14 protein-coding genes are annotated in these 22,218 nt (G+C 60.0%); 8 read left to right on the forward strand and 6 right to left on the reverse strand.

From position 1 onward, the window contains the following. Nucleotides 1-60: 60 nt before the first annotated feature. Complete coding sequence (locus FHX08_RS19335; RefSeq protein WP_132655163.1) at nt 61-2,250, reverse strand: alpha-amylase family protein; 2,190 nt, start codon at nt 2,248-2,250, stop codon at nt 61-63. Between the two features lie 375 nt (nt 2,251-2,625). Here FHX08_RS19335 and FHX08_RS19340 point away from each other — a divergent pair, with 375 nt between their 5' ends. The 7 genes from FHX08_RS19340 to FHX08_RS19370 all read left to right on the forward strand — a co-directional run bounded on the left by FHX08_RS19340 (nt 2,626) and on the right by FHX08_RS19370 (nt 12,237). Next, nucleotides 2,626-3,720: a LacI family DNA-binding transcriptional regulator gene (locus tag FHX08_RS19340; protein WP_245508310.1), complete on the forward strand. Its 1,095-nt coding sequence runs from the start codon at nt 2,626-2,628 to the stop codon at nt 3,718-3,720. Nucleotides 3,721-3,941: 221 nt separating this feature from the next. Then, nucleotides 3,942-5,561 (forward strand): ABC transporter substrate-binding protein, encoded by a 1,620-nt coding sequence (locus tag FHX08_RS19345; protein WP_132655167.1) that lies wholly within the window; start codon nt 3,942-3,944, stop codon nt 5,559-5,561. A 203-nt stretch (nt 5,562-5,764) separates the two neighbouring features. Next, entirely contained in the window at nt 5,765-8,326 is a 2,562-nt protein-coding gene (locus tag FHX08_RS19350; protein WP_132655169.1) for a hypothetical protein, read from the forward strand. Between the two features lie 86 nt (nt 8,327-8,412). Further along, nucleotides 8,413-9,348: an ABC transporter permease gene (locus FHX08_RS19355; RefSeq protein WP_132655171.1), complete on the forward strand. Its 936-nt coding sequence runs from the start codon at nt 8,413-8,415 to the stop codon at nt 9,346-9,348. Then, on the forward strand, nt 9,348-10,229 hold the full coding sequence (locus FHX08_RS19360; RefSeq protein ID WP_132655173.1) for an ABC transporter permease: 882 nt from the start codon (nt 9,348-9,350) through the stop codon (nt 10,227-10,229). Before FHX08_RS19355 ends, FHX08_RS19360 begins: the two co-directional genes overlap by 1 nt. Continuing rightward, nucleotides 10,226-11,233: an ABC transporter ATP-binding protein gene (locus FHX08_RS19365; protein ID WP_132655175.1), complete on the forward strand. Its 1,008-nt coding sequence runs from the start codon at nt 10,226-10,228 to the stop codon at nt 11,231-11,233. Before FHX08_RS19360 ends, FHX08_RS19365 begins: the two co-directional genes overlap by 4 nt. Further along, nucleotides 11,230-12,237, forward strand: coding sequence for an ABC transporter ATP-binding protein (locus FHX08_RS19370; RefSeq protein ID WP_132655177.1), 1,008 nt, complete (start codon nt 11,230-11,232; stop codon nt 12,235-12,237). The genes FHX08_RS19365 and FHX08_RS19370 overlap by 4 nt, the downstream gene beginning before the upstream one ends. A gap of 51 nt (nt 12,238-12,288) precedes the next feature. Here the strand turns inward: FHX08_RS19370 and FHX08_RS19375 are convergent, their stop codons facing one another. Together FHX08_RS19375 and FHX08_RS19380 are read right to left on the reverse strand one after the other, a co-directional pair. Next, the gene (locus FHX08_RS19375) at nt 12,289-15,582 is read right to left on the reverse strand and encodes a GH36-type glycosyl hydrolase domain-containing protein (RefSeq protein WP_132655179.1); all 3,294 of its coding nucleotides are present in this window, start codon (nt 15,580-15,582) and stop codon (nt 12,289-12,291) included. A 297-nt stretch (nt 15,583-15,879) separates the two neighbouring features. Beyond that, entirely contained in the window at nt 15,880-16,635 is a 756-nt protein-coding gene (locus FHX08_RS19380; RefSeq protein ID WP_132655181.1) for an SDR family oxidoreductase, read from the reverse strand. A 219-nt stretch (nt 16,636-16,854) separates the two neighbouring features. Between FHX08_RS19380 and FHX08_RS19385 the strand changes: the two genes are divergently transcribed. Next, complete coding sequence (locus tag FHX08_RS19385) at nt 16,855-17,742, forward strand: AraC family transcriptional regulator (protein ID WP_132655183.1); 888 nt, start codon at nt 16,855-16,857, stop codon at nt 17,740-17,742. A gap of 41 nt (nt 17,743-17,783) precedes the next feature. Here the strand turns inward: FHX08_RS19385 and cysG are convergent, their stop codons facing one another. Genes cysG through nirD form a run of 3 tightly spaced genes read right to left on the reverse strand, consistent with a single transcriptional unit; the run spans nt 17,784 to nt 22,217 of the window. Continuing rightward, nucleotides 17,784-19,259 (reverse strand): siroheme synthase CysG, encoded by a 1,476-nt coding sequence (cysG, locus tag FHX08_RS19390; RefSeq protein ID WP_132655185.1) that lies wholly within the window; start codon nt 19,257-19,259, stop codon nt 17,784-17,786. Beyond that, nucleotides 19,231-21,888, reverse strand: a complete 2,658-nt coding sequence (locus FHX08_RS19395; RefSeq protein ID WP_132655447.1) for a nitrate reductase — start codon at nt 21,886-21,888, stop codon at nt 19,231-19,233. The genes cysG and FHX08_RS19395 overlap by 29 nt, the downstream gene beginning before the upstream one ends. Next, nucleotides 21,888-22,217, reverse strand: coding sequence for a nitrite reductase small subunit NirD (gene nirD, locus FHX08_RS19400; protein WP_132655187.1), 330 nt, complete (start codon nt 22,215-22,217; stop codon nt 21,888-21,890). Before nirD ends, FHX08_RS19395 begins: the two co-directional genes overlap by 1 nt. Between the last annotated feature and the right edge of the window lies 1 nt (nt 22,218).

A 22,218-nucleotide genomic window follows, 5' to 3' on the forward strand; every position in this document is an offset into this window, starting at 1 on the left:
ACACTCTGCTCGCTCAAGTCAACCGCCGACCCGCATGTACCGGCGGTTTTCTTTTGCCAATCAGGACCAGTCGACAACGATTACTTCGTGATCGAGGACTGCACCGACATCGATGGCGATCTCGCTGCCTTCGTCGCTGACCTTCACCGTCTTCCCGGCAACCCTGAGGCTTGCAAGGGAGACAGCCTTGCCGGTCTGTTTACGCAGGCGCAGCGTTACCGGACCGATCGGCACGAGCTCGTTTTGGCGGCCCGGCACGCGGGAGACCAGCACGCGGTTGTTCAGGTGAACGATCTGCCGTCTGTCCTGCTGATAGAGCACGGCCGTAACGAGACCGTGCGTGCCTTCGAGCCTCAGAAGCGAGCGATCGGCAAGCATCCAGCGCACGGCATTGGTGATCAGGCGCGCATGCTCGAACTGGTCGTCCCGCGCATAACAACGGTCGAGATCGGCGACTAACCAGACGAACTTGCCCTTGCCGTTTTCGCGAACGGTGATGGCGGGCGCATCCGAATAAGGCTGCCGCATCCAGGAGGTTTCCGGCGGATAGATCGGAAAATCTGGAATGTAGGTCGCCAGAACCTTGACGTCGTCGTCGACACTCACGACAGGTAGATAACCACCGAAGGGCAGAGTATCCGTCTCATCGAGGCCGGCAAGCACCGGATGGCGGCTTCCGTCCGCCTTCGGAGCTGTCTTGTCTGAAGGACCGTGCACACCGGCGCGCAGTTCGGGCGAGAGGCGCAGATAGGTGTGACGCGCACTGGTTTCGATATCAGGGTTGGCTGCCTCGAAGTCACCATGCGCACCGCTCTTGCGATGAACGCCAAAGAGCTTGGCAAGGGCGAAATCTGTCCGGCGGTCGCCGTACTCGTTGTAGAGGCTCGCCTCCGACGAGGCGATCACCGAACCGCCTTGAGCCGCGAAAGCTTCGACGGCGGCAACCTGCGCGTCCGACATGGTCGCAAGGTTCGGAAGGACAAGCACGGCGAAGCGTCCCGCTGCCTTGCCGATATCGTCGGCGTTGACGGGCAGATAGGTGATGCCGGCGCGATCGAGTGCCCGCGTCGCTCCGCGATAGGGGTTCATCGTGCGGTCGTTCGCCTTGTCGCGACCGTGATAGTCGTGGTTGCTCTGCGACCAGACGACACCGACATCAGCCTGCGGCTGACGGTTGATCAGAATATCCTGGTTCGCTTCGTGCCATTTGAAGATCGGCTCGGCCGTCTTGTACTGACGGCGGTCTTCATGCAGCGAGCCGATATGATGCCACCAGGGCTGGATGCCGCCGGCAAAGCCGGAGGACGACCAGAGCCGCACTTCGGCCGGCGGCATGCTGGCGAGACGAAAGGCTGGCGAGCCAAGCTGATATTGCGGCGTGCTTTCGGGAATGAGTTTATCCCAGCCGCCGACTTCATGCAGCCGCTTGCCGGTTTCGGTATTGTCCTCGAAGCCATCGATGAGATTGCGGCGCTGATGGTCGAGCATGACGATCGGGCTGCGGGCAAGGATTTCCTTAAGGTCGATAAAGCGGTTGCCGTTGTTCAGGATATCGCCGCTGATCATGCCCATCCAGCAGCAATCCTTGCCGCCGACTTCGGTCGTGACCTTGTTGTTGAATTCCCAGAGATCGGTGCGGCGCTTGTAATTCCACTGGATCCAACGGCGATAGTTTTCATCGGCCCAATCATGGCGGCGAGGCAGGTCTACACCTGACCATGCGAAGAACTGCTCGGTGCAATGGCGGCAATAGCAGATGTTCTTGCGCGGGATGCCGGCCCAGCTGTTGTCGGCAAAACCGTCCGGCATGGTGCGCTCGATGATCTCGCGCATGATATCGGGCAGGTATTCGCTGTAATAGGGCGAGTTGATGCAGGTGACGTATTTGTCTGCTTGCCGATAGGGTTTGCCGTCGATATCGAGGCAGATCCAGTCCGGATGGGCGCGGTAGAAATCTTCCGCGACGCGGTTTGAATCCATACGCGCGATAACTTTCAATCCTTCCTCGCGGGCCGCCTTGACAATCTCGCCGTAGAGGTCGCGGTCGCCCAGTGCTTCGGCCTTATGATGCAGCGGAAACTTCGTCGGATAGTAGCTGACAATGCCGCCGGCATTGATGATGACGCCTTGAACGCGCGTCTTGCGCCAGTGTTCCCGCCACCATGTATCGTCGTAACGCGACGGGTCGATCTCGACCAGATTGGTCTGTCCCCATCGCAGCGCCGTGCGGTACCAAGGCTCCGATCCCATGATTATTTCCACCCTCGTTTCAGTTGGTTTGCGTCGCCAGACTAAATGAAAGCGGCGCTTAGTCGCCGACTTTTCCCGGAAATTCCACGATGCGGAAAATCACAGCAAAGCGTTCGATGGCCAGCCGGAAATGGGGATATTTTTCAACTTACTTGCTTGCGCTCGAACTCTGCAGCAATTGCACCGTATCGATATCAGGTTCCTTTGGATCATCGAGAAATGTCCAGCAGCGGGCGCTACGTGGACCGGCCGATTTACGCCTGCGTTGACTCCGCTGTTGCTTTTTGGAATTGACATATTCGGTTTGAGTAATGCCTGAGACACCTTCCGGGGAAGGGGCAGCGCCGTTCCTAGATGCCGCGAGGAGACAAAAGATTGCGAAGCCGACGGACCGATGGTCGTCCCACGATTGCCGATGTCGCGCGCCTGGCCGGGGTCGGCGCGATCACGGTGTCGCGGGCGCTGCGCGATCCGAGTCAGGTTTCTGCGACCCTGCGCGCAAATATCGACAAGGCGATAAGGGAACTGAACTATGTTCCCAACCTCAGCGCCAGGGCGCTTGCCTCTGTCAGGGCCGATGTCATTGGTGTGCTCGTTCCATCGCTGACCCAGAACATCTTCTCCGATGTTCTGCGCGGTGTCTATGACGGTGTCGAAGGCACCGAACTGCAGATCCAGATGGGCAACACCCGTTACCAGCTGCAAGAAGAGGAGCGGCTGATTGCCCAGATGCTGCGGCAGAAGCCGGCTGGCATGATCGTCTCCGGGACCGAACAGAGCGACCGCTCCCGCGAGATGCTGGAAAATGCTCGTTGCCCTGTTATCCAGATCATGGACCTGACGGATAAACCGATCGATACGATCATCGGTTTTTCGCATTACGAGGCGGGCCGGGCGATCACCCGGCATTTAATCGAGGCCGGCTATCGGCATATCGGCTTCCTGAGCGGCTGGCTGAATGGCCGCTCCTTCGGCCGCTATTCCGGTCTGAAGGATACGTTGACGGAAGCCGGCATCTATAATCCGAGCTATATCTCGCCGATCGACAGGAGCGACCATATTCCCGAAGGCGTGGGCTGGGAAACGCCGCGCTTTGCAACACCTTCGACGGGCCGCAAGCTGATGGCCGATCTTCTGGACGCCAATCCGGATATGGATGCCGTCTTCTGCAACAATGACGTCATGGCGCTTGGCGCGCTGTTCGAATGCATGGAGCGCGGCATCCGCGTGCCTGAGGATTTTGGTATTGCCGGCTTCAACGATTTCGACATCATGGAAGCAGCCTATCCGTCGATCACTAGCGTGCGCAGCCCCCGCTGGGAATCCGGCTACCATGCCGTCATGGCGCTCCGTCGCCGTTTGAGCGGAGACGACAGCGGAGACCGGATTGTCGACTTGGGCTTCAAAATCCAAAAACGCGCCAGCACGGATCGCAGCGGCGAACTTCGTCGCCAGCAGGCGGCTAGGTGATGTCGGGACTGCCGGTTTCTTGCTTCACGCATATGTCGCAATTTGAATAAGAGCTTTTCCAAAACGCCATAAATCCGCAGCCGAACAAAACTTGACGCTCGTATCTGGTAGCGCTACCGTGCCCTTGCGTTGCTCGTCGACCCAGAAGACGCCTGACAATAAAAACACCAGAAATTCAGCGTCAGCCGGGATGCAGCGCCTCGATAAGGGAGGATCTGAGCATGGCGATTACTCGACGTAAACTTATCGAAAATTCTGCGGCTGCTGCTGTCGGCGCCAGTATTGCGGCAAGCCTTGGGGCGGCCGCTTTCGCGCAAACCACCGATACATTGAAAATTGCTTTTGCCGCCCGTGGCCTCAGGACTATCGACCCTGCGAAATCGATCCAGGGTGTCGACAACTGGGCCATCATCCATATTTACGACAAGCTCGTCGATCTGCCGCTCTGGAAGTTCCCGGCGACCATGGACGAGCTCGTGCCGCGTCTTGCTACGAGCTGGACTTCGACGCCGGATTCCAAGTCCTGGACGCTGAAGCTCCGCCAAGGCGTGAAGTTCCACAAGGGCTATGGCGAGATGACGTCTGCAGACGTCAAGTTCACCTTCGACCGCATCCGCGATGCCGTGCGCGTCGGCGGGGTACGCCCGAAATTCACAAATATCAGCGAGGTCATCGCCGACGATCCCTATACGATCACCTTCAAGCTGGCGCAGCCTGACCCGCTCTTCCTGCTCGGCGTCCTCAGCGACTATGATGCCTCTGTCATGAGCAAAAAGGCGGTCGAGGAAAAAGGTGAGGAGCCAATTGGCCGGGATCCGATCGGAACCGGTCCCTATGTGCTGGAAACTGTCTATCCGGATCCGTCACAGGGCGTCATGCTGGTTGCCAATAAGGAACATTGGGACGTCCAGCCGGCGACGCCGAAGCTGCAGTGCCTCTACATCGCCGATACGACGGCGCGTACGCTTGCGCTGCTCTCCGGTGACGTGCATCTGATCGAGGGCGTTCGTGCCCCCGGCTGGGCGGCTTCGATGTCGCAGCGCGATCCGAACCTGATCTTCGATGTCGTCAGCCCCGGCAGTTTCTTCACGATGCAGGTCAACGTGACGAAGAAGCCCTTCGACGATGTGCGTGTACGTCAGGCGCTGTTTTATGCAATCGACCGCGACGAAATCACCACGGCGATCGCGCCGATCAGCAAGCGTACCTACGGGCTCAATCCTCCCTCTTATCCGGGTGGCTTCTCGGCAGAAAGCATTCCAGCTGATGTCGCCTACAAATATGATCCCGAAAAGGCGAAATCCCTGCTTGCCGAAGCCGGATTCCCGAATGGTTTCAGTTTCAAGAACGATACATCACAGCGCGAGGACTTCTCGGCCATCATGCTGATGATCCAGGCACAGTTGCGCAAGGTCGGCATCAATATGGATCTGAACATCAAAGACCATACGGCCTTCCATGCCGACCAGAACATCGGCACCAATACGCTGTCGCAGCAGTCGTCTGCATTGCCGCCGGTGCCGACGCAGGTGATTGTCACCTACCTATCGAAGGGCGCCGAAGTCCGCTCGGATGGCAATGGCGGGGCGAACATGAGTCATTATGGAGTCGCCATTCCGGGCATCGACGACCTTCTGAGCAAGGCACTTGCCGAGCCAGATCTCAGCAAGCGTCTGGAGATCGTCAAGGAAATCGAGATCAAAGCCCTCAAGGACGCGGTCATCCTACCCGTTTCCAACAACGGCTTTATGATCGTTCGCTCCGAAAAGGTCGATCTCGGCTATGACGTCGTCTCCGGCTATGTGAATTGGCCGCTCACCAAGGCCAAGATCAAGGCCTGAGCCGCCTGGAGCGGCGGCAGGGAAGCGGAAACGCGTCCGCCTCTCCAGGTTCAAACATCGGATCATCCGAAAAACGTGTCACGCATTTCGGCCCGATGCACCAGTCGCGAACACGTTCCGAAATCGTGATCTTTCTCCCGGCTTTAAGCCGGGGGCATTGCGCCTTTGCGCGAAGACATTGGTCCTATTTTGCGAGGTCAGATATGGCGCGAGCCGATAGCGTATCCATCAACCTTCCGTCCGCTCCGCTTTCGGATAGCGTGACATGGGCGATCGACGAATTGCGCAGCCGCCTGAGGCGCCGAGGTGTAAGGACCTCAGACAAGACGGTGGGCGAAGGTATCTCAATCGTGGTCGCCGAAGTCGGGTCGCCTCACGCGCCGACAGCCATGGCGCGCGATGAAGAAGCATTTGCTCTCGCTCGTAACGGCAATACGATTACAGTATGGGCGCATGATGAAAGGGGTATGGTCTATGCCCTGACCGAACTTGCCGACCGCGTGCGCTACAATGATGGCGAGGATCTATTTGCGGGTAAGTTTCCGCTTGCGGAAAAGCCGGCTGCACGCATCCGCAGCATGGCGCGGCTGTTCTGCAGCGAGGAGGAGGACAAGGTCTGGTTCTACGACAAGCAGCAGTGGCGCGATTATCTGACCATGCTGGCATCGAACCGCTTCAACCGTTTCGCCCTGACGCTCGGCATGGGCTATAATTATCCCTACCACAATCCCTGGATCACCGACGTCTATTTTTACTTCCCCTATCCGTTCCTGCTGAAGCTGCCGGGCTACGATGTCGAGGTCACCGAGCTCTCCGATGAGGAGCGCGAAACCAATCTCGAAATGCTGAAGTTCATCGGCCGCGAGGCTGCAAGGCGCGGCCTCGAATTCCAGCTGGCACTCTGGACGCAGCGCTATGATTTCGACGATGTTCCGCGCGCCAATTACACGGTGACGGGTGTCACTGATAATAATCTCGCGCCCTATTGCCGCGACGCGATTACACAGTTGCTGCGGGAAGTTCCCGAGATTACCGGCCTGACATTTCGCGTCCATGTTGAAGGTGGCATTGCAGAAGGCGAATATGGCTTCTGGAAAGAGGCGTTTGCGGGCGTCGCCGCAGCCGGCCGTCCAGTCGAGATCGACATGCACGGCAAGGGCCTCGATCACACCATGCTGCAGATCGCCCGTGAATCCGGCATGCCCTTTGCTGCCTCGCCGAAATATCTCGCCGAGCATATGGGGCCGCCCTACCACCAGTCGGCCATCCGCAACAAGGAGTACCCGCCGGAAGTGGCGCGCAGCGAGCGCGAGCAGCTCAGTGAAGGCTCCCGTAAGTTCCTGCGCTACAGCTACGGCGACCTCCTCGCCAAGGACAAGGACTACAAGGTCATCTACCGCATCTGGGCTGGAACGCAGCGCGTTCTGCTCTGGGGCGATCCGGAATTTGCTGCCGGCTATGGTCGCAGCTCGATGTTTGCAGGTTCGGATGGAGTCGAATGGTGCGAGCCGCAGAGTTTCAAGGGCCGCATGGGCACCGGCATTCCCGGTGGCCGCTTCAACTATCAGAAGCACGGCCTGCCGACGCGCCACGACTGGCAGAAATATGAGTACCAATACCGCGTGTGGGGGCGTCTGCTCTATTATCCGGACGCGCCACGCGAAAGCTGGATGCGCTATCTCGAGCATGAATGCGGCGATGCCGCCGTCGACTGCGAGAAGGGGCTTTCCTGGGCGAGCCGTGTGCTGCCGCTGATCACGCTGGCGCACGGTCCTTCGGCCTCCAACAATCATTACTGGCCGGAAATCTATACGAATCTGCCGCTCGTCGAAGGTTCCGGCCGCCGCGCCTACGCCTTCGATATGGAAGGGCCGGTCCGCTTCGGAAATGCGCCGACCTTTGATTCGTCGCTCTTTGCCAATGCGCGCGAATATGCCGAACTGCTTCTCGCCGGAAAGCCTTCTCACCGCTATACGCCGCTTGATGTGGCCGATTGGTTGGAAGAGATGGCAGAGGGCTGCGAAGCGGCCCTGATCAGAGCAAAGGTAACCGGAAGCTACGGCTCGGCGGCTGTCCAGCGTATCATGATCGACGTCCAGATCTCAGCCGGTATCGCCCGCTTCTTTGCCGAGCGCTTCCGGGCCGCGTGCTGGGCGGAATTGTTCATCGCCACCAAGGTCACGACGCTGATCGAACCCGTGATCGATCACGCGAGACGGTCTGTCATGGCCTGGCAAGCGGCCGCCGACATTTCCCGCGATGTCTATCACGACGACCTGACCTATGGTCCACAATCCTGGCTGCGCGGCTCCTGGCAGTCACGACTGCCAGAAATGACGGCTGAGGTTCTCGACCTGGAATCGCTGCGCGGCGCCGGCAAATTCGAATCTGTTGTCGCAGACGAACAAGTACGTGCAGCCGTTAAGGCACTCAGAGCCCGTCAGCCGGTCATATCCAGCACTGCGGGTATCGTTGCACCTGCAACATTCAAGGCCGGCGAGGCCTTCACGGTGCGGATTGATGAAACGGTGGACGACGAACCGGTGCTGCACTATCGTCACGTCAATCAGGCCGAGCGCTGGAATTCGGCGAAAATGACCCGAAATGGCAGCGGTTTTGCTGCGACCATTCTTGGAGATTATACCGACTCCAAGTTTCACCTGCAATTTTTCGTCAGCTCGAGGAGGGGCGGACGGAGTGTGCTTTCACCGGGTCTTGAGGACAACCTGTCCAACGAACCCTACTATACGGCGCTGCAGGACTAGACAGGCAAGACCACAGGCGTCCGCCGACGGGAACGCGGATACGCCAAAGGAGACCGCTCAAGCGGTGACAGGGAGGAAACGGATCAGTGACCCGATATCTCTTGCTCAGGCTGGCGGATGCCATTCCGACCGTCCTGCTCGTTTTGACACTCGTTTTCATCGCGATGCGCATTCTGCCCGGCGATCCGGCGATTGCGGCTCTCGGCGACAATGCCACAGCCGAACAGCTTCAACTCTTTCGTGAGCGCATGGGGCTGAACGCTCCGCTCTGGCAGCAATATATCAACTTCGTCATCGGTACGCTGCGGCTTGATTTCGGCCGTTCCGCGATGACCGATCAGCCGGTGCTCGGATTAATCGCCTATAACCTTCCCTATACGATCGAGCTGACGATCGTCGCCATGATCATGGGCGTCGTCGTCGGCGTTCCCTTCGGCGTCTGGGCGGCCACACATCGCAATGGCCTGCCGGATTCGGCTATGCGCGGCTTCTCGTTGCTCGGCTATGCCATTCCGGATTTCTATCTCGGCGCTTTGCTGCTGATCGGGTTCGCGCTCAATCTCGGCTGGTTTCCGATCAACGGCGGCGGCACGGGTTTCATCGACCGCATGCACCATGTCTTTCTGCCGGCAGTCACTCTTGCGCTCGTCAAAGCTGCCTTCATCGGCCGTCTTACCCGTACGTCGCTGCTCGAAGTGATGGGCCGCGATTACGTGCGCACCGCCCGCGCCAAGGGCGCGCGCGAGACGCGCGTGATCTATCGCCATGGTCTGCGCAATGCGCTTCTGCCGCTGACAACGGGGCTTGGCCTCAGCATGCTCGCCACGCTCTCGGGCTCGGTGGCGATCGAGCTCGTCTTCAACCGTCCCGGCATCGGCAAGCTCCTGATCAGCGCCATTTCCGAGCGCGATTACGGCGTCATCCAGGGCGGTGTCGTGGTCTTTGCAATGTTCGTCGTGCTGATCAACCTGGCGATGGATCTCATCTACATCGTCGTCGATCCAAGAATCCGGGTGAAGTAATGGCTGCAACTGAACAGGCTCCGCAGGTGATTGCGGACGACCACCGGCTGGCAGATGCGTTCCGTCACATTCTCTACGGACGGATCTCGACCAGCTTTGCGCTGCTCGTCGTTCTGATCTTCATCTTCGTTGCGGCCTTTGCGCCGTGGCTGGCACCCTATGATCCGCTCGCCCAGAGCATTCTGGCGATCAACCAAAACCCGTCGGCTGCCCACTGGCTCGGCACCGACCAGTTCGGACGTGATGTGCTCTCGCGCATGATCTACGGCTCGCGCAACTCGCTGATCTTCGGATTCGTCTCGCCGGTGCTGGCAGCGATCTTCGGCACGCTGCTCGGCGTTACCGCAGGATATTTCGGGGGCATGACCGATCGCATCATTTCACGTCTTATCGATCTGCTGCTTGCCTTTCCGGAACTGCTCCTGGCGATCATCATCGCAGCCGTGCTCGGCGGCGGCTTCTGGAATATCATCGCCGTCATCACCGTCGCCTTCATCCCCGGCTTTGCCCGTGTCGCCCGTGCCTCGACCCTCGCCGTCAAGCAGGAGCCCTATGTGGAAGCAGCGATCGCCGTCGGCGTGCGCACCCCGACCATCATTTTCCGCCACATCATTCCGAATATCGCAGCCCCCATCGTCGTGCTGATGACGCTGTGGGTCGCCTCGGCCATCCGCCTCGAAGCCTCGCTCTCCTTCTTGGGTATCGGCACTCAGCCGCCGAATCCGAGCTGGGGCAATATCATCCGCGATGGTCTCAACAATCTCTTCGGATCGCCCTGGCCGATCATAGGCGCCGGTATTGCCATCACTCTGGTCGTGCTCTCCTTCAACCTGATCGGCGACGCCGTGCGCGACGTACTGGATCCGGAGACGGCGCAATGAAGCAGCCATTGCTGAGTGTGGAACATCTGCGTGTTGAGTTCGGAACACCCACGAACCCGATTGTCGTCGTCGACGATGTGAGCTTCGAGATTGAACCCGGCGGCGCTGTTGGTATCGTCGGCGAATCCGGTTCGGGCAAGTCGATTACCTCGCTGGCGATCATGCGGCTTGTGCCGGAACTCTGTCGGATTTCCGGCGGCAAGATTAGTTTCCAGGGCAATGATCTGCTGAAACTGCCGGCAAGTGCCCTGCCCGAAATCCGCGGCCGCGATATCGCGATGATCTTCCAGGAACCGATGAGTTCGCTGAACCCGGTCATGACCATCGGCGACCAGATCGGCGAAGCGATCAAACTGCATGAGAAGATGAGCCGCGAGCAGCGGCGCGCGCGCGTCATCGAACTCCTGAAACTCGTCGGCATCCCCAATCCCGAGGGTCGTCTCGACGCCTATCCGCATCAGTTCTCCGGCGGCATGCGCCAGCGCGTGATGATCGCCATGGCAGTCGCCTGCAATCCGAAACTTTTGATCGCCGACGAACCGACGACGGCGCTCGACGTCACCATCCAGGCGCAGGTCCTCGACCTGATGGCGAAGGTGCGAAAGACGCTGAACACGGCCGTTCTGCTGATCTCGCACGATCTCGGTGTGATCGCCGAAGTCTGCGACCGGGTGATTGTCATGTATGCCGGCCGCGTCGTCGAGGATGCCGATGTCCGCTCTATTTTCGCCAATCCGAGCCATCCGTATACGCAGGGTCTGCTCAAATCCATTCCGCGTCTCGACGACGATCAGAAGCGGCTCTACCAGATCCCCGGCTCGGTACCGACGGCAGGTTCGGTGAAGCAGGGCTGTCCGTTTTACGCACGTTGTCCGCTGCACGTCGACAGGTGCCGCAGCGAGATGCCGCCGATGTTTTCCTTTGGTCCCAGACACAAGGCGGCCTGCTGGGTCACCGCCGAAAACAAGGCAGCAGCCCCGGCGATCGAGGAGCATATACGATGAGCGCGATCCTGCGTGCCGAAGGGCTGAGCAAGGTTTTTTCCGAGGGCACCATGTTGTCCTTCGGCCAAGAGAACAGTGGCGTGCGCGCCGTCGACGAGGTGAGCTTCGAGATCCTTCGCGGGGAGACTCTTGCACTGGTCGGCGAATCCGGCTGCGGCAAGTCCACGCTTGGAAGGCTGCTGCTGCGGCTGATCGAGCCAACGAATGGCCGCGTGTTTTTCGACGGCACGGAGCTGACGGCGCTGTCGCGCGAAAAGATGCGCGGCATGCGGCGCAATGTGCAGATGATTTTTCAGGACCCCTATGGCTCGCTGAGCCCGCGTCGCTCGATCTCCGAGATCATCGGCGAACCGCTGGAGGCCTTCGGCCTTGTCCGCTCTAAGCGCGAGCGGCGTGAAAGGGTGGCCGACCTCCTGACCCAGGTGGGTCTGCCGACGAGTGCCATGGATCGCTACCCTCGGCAATTCTCCGGCGGCCAGCGCCAGCGCATTGGTATCGCGCGGGCAATCTCGCTCAATCCCGGCTTCATCGTCGCAGATGAACCTGTCTCGGCTCTCGATGTTTCCGTGCAGGCGCAGATTATTAACCTGATGCAGGACCTGCAGGAGAAGAAGGGGTTTTCCTTCCTCTTCATCGCCCATGACCTCGCTGTCGTCCGGCACATCGCTGACCGTGTGGCGGTGATGTATCTCGGCAGGATCGTGGAGATCGGCGAAAAGCGGAAGGTCTATTCCGCACCACAGCACCCCTATACGCAGGCACTGCTTTCAGCAGCACCCGAACCCGATCCGGATCGTAAGAGCCGCCGCATCGTGCTGGAAGGCGACGTGCCGAGCCCGTCGCGCATCCCACCCGGCTGCAGCTTCCATACGCGCTGCCCGATTGCCCAGGACATCTGCAAAGTCGAGCGGCCGGCATTGCGGGACGTCGCGAGCGGCCAGATGGCCGCCTGCCATTTTGCTGCTCCCAATCCGATCCCGGCTCGGGCGCGCGAGGTTGCCTAAGCAATTTGGTCAGAACTATACTGCGGTTTGCCGGAATTACGTGAAACGAGGCTAACCTTTCCGCTTCGGCGTCTTTGACGGAGTTTTCAGTTGGCGCCAGGGCGCATGATCCGTCTTGATCGTGATCGAGGCGGACGACGGCAGCAGTGGCACATGCTTGCGCCGTCCGAAGCGGCGTTTGAGGCCCAGGATGTTTTCGACGAAGCTGCGAGTGAAGAGACCGGGGCCACTGGAATAGATGCGCCAGCCGCCATCGACGTCGATTTGACCTTTCTTGACCTGATCCCATTCCCGCATTGCCTGATAGCGGTCATGGAAGGCGGCGTCGCTGCTGCTGAAATAGGTGTTGCGCTGGCGCAGCGATGCATTCGGCAGTGCATCTGTGACGGCGATAGGATTGACGAGGCTTATCGTCTTCCACAGCGCATTGGCATCTCCGGCAATGGCAAGAGTTTCGCAATAGCGTAGATGCGCATGCACATACATAAGGCCGATCTCGCGACCGAAGAAGGATGAGGACTCCGCGCGACGGAAGAGTGTTTCCGGACCGCCGGCATAGGTCGCAGGTTTTTCCATCAGGCGCACGCCATCGGGGAAGAGCAGGTGCCTTTCGATCAGCTTCATGTGCTCCTGCCGCTGTTCCGGCGTGAAGAGCTTACCGAGCATAGCCTGCGTCATCGAGATCAGCGAGTAATGCAGTCCCGTGCGCTTGTCGTCGGGATGGAGCAGCAGTTCGACGCCGTCGTGGGACGGATCGAAGATGCCGTAGCCGGCAACGACGCCATCGCGGATGAGGTGCTTGTTGAAGTCGCGGCGCATGGCGGTGGCGATCTTCCGCAATTCCGTAGCGCTCGCGCCCTGACCGACACGGCGAAGGATCGCGGAATAGCGCACGAGTTGCTCATAGAGCAGGGAAACGGTCCAGCTGCTCACCATCCAGTCGCGCAGATGCGGATCGGCCGGCTGCAGGGAATCGTTCCAATCACCTTCGCCGTAACGGATTAGATGCGTGCCGGGAATGAAGCGTTCACGCACGGCGTCAAGGAGCTTGTCGACGTGCACGGAGATCGTATCGGCAGGCGCCTTGCCCATCGTCTTGTCATCGCGCCAAGAGACCTTTTCATCGAGGATGGCAAGGTCGCCGGTCGCTTCGATATAGTCACAAAGCGCCTTCAGCGGCCAGACGACGATATCGCCATGGCTGTCGCCGGAACGGATGTTGGAATAGGGCTCCAGCATGAACCATTGCGGCCAGTCGCCTTTTTCGACGTACTGTTCGCTGAAGACCGTCTTCACGACCTCCTTGGCTTCGCGATCATGCTCATAGGCGAGCAGGAATTCAACCGGTCCCTGGCAGGCGTCGCGCGTGCCCCAGGCGGCACCCGTATATTGTTCGAGCCCATGCGGCACGCTTAGATGCACGATTGCATCATGTGCCAGCCAAGGCAGCATCGCCACATGCGCCTGAGCGTCGGCCTTGGGCTTGTCGAGCGCCAAGCCACGGATCGTGTGCTGCCAGAAGCGCAGTGCCGGTGTCAGCATTGCTTCCTGCGTCACGCCGCGTGCATAACGCTCCGCAAGACGCTCAGCCTCTGCCTTATCCGTCATCGAGCCGACGATAGCGAAGGAGAGCGACTGCGTCTCCCTGGATCGCAGGGCAATGAAGGCACCGTTGCGGGCCACGCCATCCTCATAGAGGAGTTCGTCGCCGCCAATCGCCTCGATGTCATCAGGCTTGGAGCTCACCAGCCAGTAACTGGCGTCGGGGAAACGTTCGCCCCAGAGCCAGTGCGGATCCGGGCGGAAGAGAATGCGCTTGGCGTCGTCGTCGAATTCGGCGTAGCCGCTCGTGTCATATTCACGCTCGCCAAGAACGAGATGGCCGAAGATCAAGAAACGGCAGGGCTTGCCTTCGACAGAGACCGCCCATTGCATGGCGGGATCCTCGCCGGAGGCTGTGGCCGTCACAGTGATGGTGCGGTCTTTGAGACGGTAGAGCCAGCGGCAGTCGCTGAGGCCCATGTCGAAGGCCGAGGGGACGCCGAGCAGTTGCCAGCCTTGGCCGGCATCGACGATGATGCGCAATCCGCTCGTTCGCGTCAGGTTATACGGATCGCGCGAGACGGAAAACAGCTTGTGAAACGATGTGTTGCCGATCGTCAGCTGTGCAGCGAATATGCCCTGCATCCAGCAGGTCGACGCCAGCGTGACGTCGTCGAGCAGCATGTTCTGGCCGCTGCGCACGATCGCGCCATGGCGGCGTGCCACTTTCAGTTCCTTCTCCTGCAGCACGACATGCCGGTTGAGGGCCCCTTCTGGGACGAAGAAGGACAGGAGCTTTCCGTCTATCCGCTCTTCGAGCATGCGATCGGGAAAGAGGCGGCTGAGCGCCTTGTCGTCAAGCGTTTCGGCCGCCAGCAGGCCGGCGTCCTGCAGGATGCTGCGCGGCGGCACTTGCTCGGCCGAACCGGAGGCTTTCTTTTCCACTGTGCCCAGAAGGTCGAGACGGGAAAGGTCGGTGTCGTCAGACGCCGCCGGATGATCGTTGAGGAACAGGCCGAAGAAGGTCGCGGTCACCCCCTCGGACGATACAGAGAGCGGCTGGGATTGGAGGGCAGGGCAGGCAAGTTCATGCTGACGGCGCTGGCTTGGCAGATCCGTGCCGAACGGGCCGACCAGCAGATCGTCGTTCCGGGCGGCTGATTGCACGAGCTGGATTGCATCGGTGGCATAGGCGGCGACCCCTTCGAGGCAGCCCTGCGCGAGCCAGGGATTGCGCCCGCCACCCTGCTTGAGGTTCTGCCTGTTCATTACGACAAAGCCGAATGCCGGATGCTTAGCAATATGGTGGTCGATATATTGCGAGGCATAGGCCTCGCTGTTCATCAGGAAGCCGCGGTCGCCGAGGCCGATATCCTGAACCAGTACGAGATCGGCCGGTAGCGTCACCTTGCCGGAATGCGTGAGCGTGACCTGCCAGAACCACGTCGTCTCGGAAGGAGCAAGCAGCAGGCTCACCTGATAGCGGATGTCTCCGACATCGCCGCTCCAGGAAAAACCCGTCTCGCTGTGGCCGAAGCGACCGCGCGCCCGAGGCCCAACGATCTCTGCAACGGCAGGCTTCTTGCCGCCGACCCGCAGGTATAGGCGCCCGACGCCGCCGGAAAGCGGCGAGCCCTGGATCTGGTTGATCTGCACCGATCCAAGGCTATCGACATAGTCGATCGAAAAGAGCGCGCCGTTCGACAGCGCGGATATTGAGAGGCCGGAGCCGTTGGCAATTGTCAGAAGGCCAAGGTCGTCGCGGCGGGGCATTTGCAATTTGCGATTCAGTCTCGAAGACATGTGAGATCTCGTGTCGCCTAACAGGGAATCGGACAATGACGCAAAAATGTTTGAGCCAAATAAATACCGTTGTCACTGAGTTAGATCAGTGACGTGTGACGAACCCGCCCTAGAGTGTAACAAACACTGGCTCAGGACCGAGGACAGCAGAACCAAATCCGCCTTGGCCCCTCGACGACGCGAGTATTGAAGCGCATAACCTTCCCAACGTCGAGGAACAAGATCTTCTCGGGGAGGGCAGATGCATTGAAGATATACGAGGCCGGTCCCGCGTAACGCCGAACCGCCCCTGGCTGACTAGATGTTCTGACCGCCGGACACTTCAATGCGCTGTGCCGTGACCCAGCCGTTGTCAGGCCCAATCAGGCTGGCGACCATCGGGCCGATATCGTCGGGCAACCCGACACGGCCGAGGGCGATCATGTTTGCGAATGCCTCGTTATAGGCCGGCGTATCACGAACCGCGCCGCCCAGGAAGTCTGTCGCAATCGCGCCCGGAGCGACCGTATTCGCTGTGATGCCGCGACTTCCGAGCTCTTTCGCCAGGTAGAGCGTGAGGATTTCGACCGCTCCCTTAGCTGCGGAGTAGGCCGAAAACCCCGGGTAGGAAACGCGGGTGAGGCCGGACGAGAAGTTGACGATACGACCGCCATCGACAAGGAGCGGGAGCAGGGTCTGGGTCAGGAAGAAGACGCCCTTGACGTGGACATTGAAGAGATTGTCGAATTGCACTTCCGTGGTCTCCGCGAAAGCCGCCATCTCACCATGACCGGCATTGTTGATGAGATGATCGAAATTGGTGCGCGACCAGGTAACCGTCAGGGCGGATCGAACGGCTTCCGCGAAGGCCGGGAACGCCGATGTGGTACCGACGTCGAGCTGCAGCGCCACCGCCTTGCGGCCGAGAGCTTCTATTTCGGCCACAACGGCATTGGCTTCTTCTGCGCCATTTCGGTAGGTCAAAATCACATCGCCACCATGCTTGGCGATGCTGATGGCGGTGTTACGTCCAAGGCCGCGGCTGCCGCCTGTTACAATTGAGATCGTCGTCATAGGTCAACTCCTTTTGTGCTGATTGCTGATCAGCACTATGCTCTCAACTGGATTGGAACTGCTGCCTATTTCTCCAAACGAGTTGCCTATTTATCCGAAAGCGAAGCATGCCACCGTCTCGCCTGCTTGCAGTATGGCTCGAAGGCTTGCTAATCTGGCATTGCCGAAGGCCGGCGACAAACTCGACTTGCCTTTTTCTCCATTGTCGCAGGGGGTGTAATGAGTTTGCTGGATATCGTCCGCCGTCATGCAGACGTCAACGTCGATCGCTTCGGAGCGGCAGTAACCCCGATCGCCGGTCTCACGGCTATCCGCGCCTTGAACCCAAGCGAAATCCAGTTTGCGATCAACAGGCCTCTGGTTGCGCTGGTTCTCCAGGGTCGAAAGAGAGTGAGCATCGGGTCGGAAACATTCGACTTCGGAGCAGGGGATAGCCTCCTGATCACCGCGGATGTCCCCACGGTGAGCCAAATCACAACGGCAAGCCGCATTGCTCCCTATTATTCTCTCGTTCTAGAACTCGACCTCGCCATGATTCGCGAACTGGGTTCGGAAATTGGTCCAATGACAGCTTCGACCTCGAAACCCGTTAGCGTAGACCCGACGGAAACCGAGGTCGCGGACATCGCCACGAGGCTCATGGGCCTCATCGATCGGCCCTCAGTCATGCCGATCCTGGCGAGGCAGCATCTAAGGGAGATGCACTTCTGGCTGATGACCGGCAAGCACGGAGCACCAATGCGGGCGCTCGGTCAGACAGATAGCCACGCGGAGAGAATTGGTCGTGCTGTTGCCGTCATCCGCGAAGGCTTCGCTCGTCCCTTACGGGTGAATGAGCTTGCCGAGACGGCGGGCATGAGCCTTTCGTCATTTCATCAGCATTTTCGCACAGTCACCACATTGTCACCACTTCAGTTCCAGAAGCAGTTGCGCCTGATCGAGGCGCGAAGGCAGATGATCTCGGAAGGCATTCCGGCCAGTTCGGCTGCGTATTCCGTCGGCTATGAGAGCGTCACGCAGTTCACGAGGGAATATGCCCGCCAGTTTGGGGCGCCGCCCGTTCGTGATCTCAAGGCGTTGCTGCAAAATGGCGTAACCGTTGCGTGAGTTTGCCAACACAAGCTTTTGTTTAGCGTTCCGGCGTTTCCTTAAGCCTGGGCAAAGAACGGCAGATTGGCTTCAGCCGTCAGGTCGCAAGCGGCAAAAACATTCCCGACGCCGATCAATACTGGCCGGTCGAGGCCCATTTCCGCCATGGCCGAAGAAAGGCCGTCCAGACTGCCGGCCCAGCGCCGCTCGTCGCTGTTGGCAACAGAGCTGACGATCACAACCGGCGTTCCTGCATCGAGACCAGCGTCGATCAGCCTCGTCTGTATGGCGCCGGCTGTTCGGCCACCCATGTAAAAGACCGTGGTCTTGTTTCGGTCTGCAAGCGCCTGCCAGTCGATCGTCTCCGGCAGCTCGCCGTGGCGCGAATGGCCGGTGACGAACTGTACGCTTTGCGCATGATCGCGATGTGTCAAGGAAATGCCGAGCCGCGACGCCATAGCGCTCGCCGCCGTAATGCCAGGTACCACCTCGACCGGAATATCATGCTGTCTCAGATAGGCGATTTCCTCGCCGGCGCGGCCGAAGATCATAGGGTCGCCGGATTTCAGCCGGGCGACATTCTTGCCGGCCGTGGCGAAGGTCAGCATCATCTCGTTGATATCTTCCTGCCGGCAGCTGGTTCGGCCGCCGCGCTTGCCGACGAGCAGGCGCTTTGCTTCACGCCGCGCAAGTTCGAGAACCTCGTCCGACACCAGATCGTCGAAGAGGATGACATCGGCCGCCTGCAATGCCCGCACGGCCTTCAGCGTCAGATACTCCGCGTCGCCGGGGCCGGCGCCGACAAGCGTCACGCGTCCAACCGGACGTGTGTGAGCTCGCCGTTGCGTCTCGGCGAGCAGATCGAGTGCACTGGCCTCAGTCGGTACACTTGCAAAGGCGCGATCGACAAAGCGCTCCCAGAAAGCGCGACGCTCTCTTCCGGGTTTCAAGCGAAGAGCAATCTCATCACGCAGCGATTGGGCAAGAGTCGCCCATGACTTCAAAGATGAAGGCAGCAGCGTTTCGATGCGGCGGCGAATGGCTTGCGCGAGGATGGGTGCCGCGCCATCCGTCGAGATCGACACCACGACTGGGGAGCGGTTGACGATGGAGCCGAACTGAAACTGGCAGAAAGCCGGCTTATCGATGACGTTGACCGGGACACCGGCCAGCTTCGCGGCCTCGAAGAACTGCCGGGCGTCGGCTTCGTCTTCACAATCGGCAACGGCAAGTGCTGCCCCCGCAAATATATCCTCGTGCCATACTGTGTGACGATGGATGAGCGCGCTTTCCGGATGCGTGGAACCGCGTTCGACGAGAGCAGCACAGGCTTCGCTGAGCCGGTCGGCATAGATCTCAACCTGCGCGCCGCAGGCAGCGAGTAATTCCGCTTTCCAGGCGCAGGCGTCGGAGCCGCCCGCGACGATGACCCGTTGTCCGGCGAGCGCCCAGAAAACCGGCAGCTTGGCGAGCGGCGCCATGCGGGCAGGCGCCCGCTCGGCAATCTCATTCGGCAGCATCTGCAACACAGGCATTGATGATCCCCCTGATTTCGGCGCGGCACGAACCGCAATTGGTGCCGGCTTTCAGTTCGTTTCCGATCGCCTCAACGCTGCGGCAGCCTGAACGTACGGCGGCAACGATCTGGTTGACGCCGATGCTGAAACAGGAGCAGACCGTCGCTCCCGGATCGGGCCTGTCGGCACCCGGTCGGCCGGCAATGATGGCAAAGCGGCGGCGCTGATCACGGTGATCTGCCGTCAACTGCGACACCGCCCAGTTACGCGCAACGGCAACCGGCCCTCTAGCGAGGAAGAGCGCTGCAAGCAGCCTCTCTTCATCGAAAAAGGCAATACGCCGGTCTCCCGATTGCCGGTCGGCATAGCCTATTGGCTCGACATGGTCGGGAATGGCGAAGATCTGCCTGCACCATGCCGTCCAGTCTTCGTGCCCATTGTTGAAGGCAAGTTCCAGCCGCCAGCCACCATCTGCCTTCGCAAGCGCCCAATAGTCCGCATCGGAAACCTCTGGTTTGGCCGCGCTGACGGCAAAGCCATAATAATCTGCGCGATAACGGCCGATGGCGACAGCAACATTCTTAGAAGCCGGCTGACCGGAATGCGGATCGGTTGCCGGATTGACGACGGCGCCGATCCGCGCCTGTGCGGAATTCTGGTCGCTCCAATGCATCGGTACGAAGATGCTGCCGCGCGCCTGCCGCTCCGTCACTAGCGCGCGGATGACAGCCTTTCCGTAAGCGCTTTCGACCCGAACCAGAGCCGCATCCGCCACGCCGAGCTCCATCGCGTCGCGCGGATGAATTTCGGCGAAAGGTTCGGCGATATGGGAAGACAGTCGCGCGCTCTTTCCTGTGCGTGTCATCGTGTGCCACTGGTCGCGAATCCGCCCGGTGTTCAGCGTGAAAGGATAGGCTGCATCCGTTCTGTCGGTTGCCGGAGCATCGACGGCAATAAAGCGCGCCTTGCGATCGGGGTGGAAAAAGCCACCTTCGGCGAAGAACCGCGTTTCTCTTTTCTCCGCTCCTAAAGGCTGCGGCCACTGGAATGGTTTCAGCGCATCATAGGCTGGTGCTCTCGTCTCCGCATAGGCGCCGACATCGAAGTCGCGGCTGCCGTCATTCTCAAAGGCGGAAAGGGCTGCATGTTCGGCGAAAATATCAGCCGGCGAGGCATAGTCGAAGGCTGCCGAAAAGCCCATCCTGCGGCCGACTTCGGCCATTTGCCACCAGTCGGCACGTGCCTCGCCCGGCGGGTCGAGAAAAGGACGTTGCCTCGATATGCGACGTTCCGAATTGGTGACTGTGCCATCTTTCTCGCCCCAGCCGAGCGATGGCAGGAGCACATGGGCGTGTCGTGTCGTATCGGTCTTTTGTAAGATGTCGGACACGACGACGAAAGGACAGGTTGCAATCGCCGCCTCGACCCTGGTGGCATCGGGCAGGGAGACGACGGGATTGGTCGCCATGATCCAGAGCGCCTTGACGCGCCCATCCTCGACCGCCCGGAACAGGTCGACAGCTTTCAGGCCGGGTTTTGCGGCGATATCGGGTGCGTTCCAGAAGCGCTGCACCCGGTCGCGATCATCGGCACGTTCGATCGCCATATGGGCGGCAAGCATATTTGCAAGCCCGCCGACCTCGCGCCCACCCATGGCATTTGGTTGTCCCGTCAGCGAAAATGGCCCCATGCCGGGCCGGCCTATGCGGCCGGTCGCCAGGTGGCAATTGATGATCGCATTCACCTTGTCGGTGCCCGAAGCGGACTGGTTGACGCCCTGGCTATAGCAAGTGACAACCCTTTCGGTCGTCTCGAACAGACGGAAAAACTCTCTTACCTGCATAGCCGGCAGGCCGGTCCGGTCGAGCAGTTCATCGGATGTCTGCGCTGCAGCAGCGGCAAAGGCCGCGCCGAAACCTTCCGTATAGGCGCCGATATAGTTCTGATCGATGGAGGGGCTCGCCGCGAGGTGGGCGAGCAGTCCCATGAAGAGAGCCACGTCGCCGTCGGGCCTTATGGCCAGATGCAGATCGGCGATATCGCATGTCATCGTCCGGCGCGGATCGATGACGACAATCTTCAGGCCGGGCCGGGCCGCTTTGGCGGCTGCCAGCCTCTGGTAAATAACGGGATGGCACCAGGCGAGATTCGAGCCGGTCAGGATGACGAGATCGGCAAGTTCCAGATCCTCATAGAGGCCCGGCACGGTATCGGATCCGAAAGCGCGGCGATGGCCGGCGACCGAAGAGGACATGCAGAGGCGGGAATTGGTATCGATATTGGCCGAGCCGATAAAGCCTTTCATCAGCTTGTTGGCGACATAATAGTCTTCGGTCAGCAACTGCCCAGACACATAAAAGGCGACAGAGTCCGGCCCGAATTCGGCGATGGTGTCGGCAAAACGCTGCGCGACAAGATCAAGGGCCTCGTCCCATTCGGCCTGCCTGCCTTCGATTTCCGGATGCAGGAGGCGGCCGTCGAGATCGATCGTTTCGGCAAGTGCTGACCCCTTGGAACAGAGCCGGCCGAAATTGGCCGGATGCTCGGGATCGCCTTTCACGGTCACGCTGCCTGCCTCGTCCACCTTGGCGATCACGCCGCAGCCTACGCCGCAATAGGGACAGGTGGTCTTGACCTCCTTCTCCATCATTCGGCCGCCATCATCAGGCTTTCGAGTGCGATATAAAGCGAGCCTCCCTCGTTCTTGAGCGGGATCGTCCGCACCGCGCCGTCATCGGCGCCAAGCGCCTTGCCGGTTTCCAGCGAAATCACCCAGTTGTGTAGCGGGCAGGTGACGGCATTGCCGTGCACAATACCCTCTGAAAGCGGCCCGCCTTTGTGCGGGCAGCGGTTTTCGATCGCATAGACCTCATCCTCGCCGGTGCGAAAGACGGCGATGTTCATATGCGGGGTCTTGACGCAGCGCGAACCGCGCAGCGGGATATCCGAGATATCGCCGATCGGGTGCCAGTTCATG

This window comes from Rhizobium sp. BK529 (genome assembly GCF_014194105.1).
Taxonomy (GTDB): domain Bacteria; phylum Pseudomonadota; class Alphaproteobacteria; order Rhizobiales; family Rhizobiaceae; genus Rhizobium.

Bases quoted from the DNA above. Each gene is read 5' to 3' on its own strand.
- nirD (WP_132655187.1), bottom strand. From the start codon at position 22,217: ATGAACTGGCACCCGATCGGCGATATCTCGGATATCCCGCTGCGCGGT.
- FHX08_RS19345 (WP_132655167.1), top strand. From the start codon at position 3,942: ATGGCGATTACTCGACGTAAACTTATCGAAAATTCTGCGGCTGCTGCT.
- FHX08_RS19395 (WP_132655447.1), bottom strand. From the start codon at position 21,888: ATGGAGAAGGAGGTCAAGACCACCTGTCCCTATTGCGGCGTAGGCTGC.
- FHX08_RS19375 (WP_132655179.1), bottom strand. From the start codon at position 15,582: ATGTCTTCGAGACTGAATCGCAAATTGCAAATGCCCCGCCGCGACGAC.
- FHX08_RS19365 (WP_132655175.1), top strand. From the start codon at position 10,226: ATGAAGCAGCCATTGCTGAGTGTGGAACATCTGCGTGTTGAGTTCGGA.
- FHX08_RS19370 (WP_132655177.1), top strand. From the start codon at position 11,230: ATGAGCGCGATCCTGCGTGCCGAAGGGCTGAGCAAGGTTTTTTCCGAG.
- FHX08_RS19335 (WP_132655163.1), bottom strand. From the start codon at position 2,250: ATGGGATCGGAGCCTTGGTACCGCACGGCGCTGCGATGGGGACAGACC.
- FHX08_RS19380 (WP_132655181.1), bottom strand. From the start codon at position 16,635: ATGACGACGATCTCAATTGTAACAGGCGGCAGCCGCGGCCTTGGACGT.
- FHX08_RS19350 (WP_132655169.1), top strand. From the start codon at position 5,765: ATGGCGCGAGCCGATAGCGTATCCATCAACCTTCCGTCCGCTCCGCTT.
- FHX08_RS19385 (WP_132655183.1), top strand. From the start codon at position 16,855: ATGAGTTTGCTGGATATCGTCCGCCGTCATGCAGACGTCAACGTCGAT.
- cysG (WP_132655185.1), bottom strand. From the start codon at position 19,259: ATGCCTGTGTTGCAGATGCTGCCGAATGAGATTGCCGAGCGGGCGCCT.
- FHX08_RS19360 (WP_132655173.1), top strand. From the start codon at position 9,348: ATGGCTGCAACTGAACAGGCTCCGCAGGTGATTGCGGACGACCACCGG.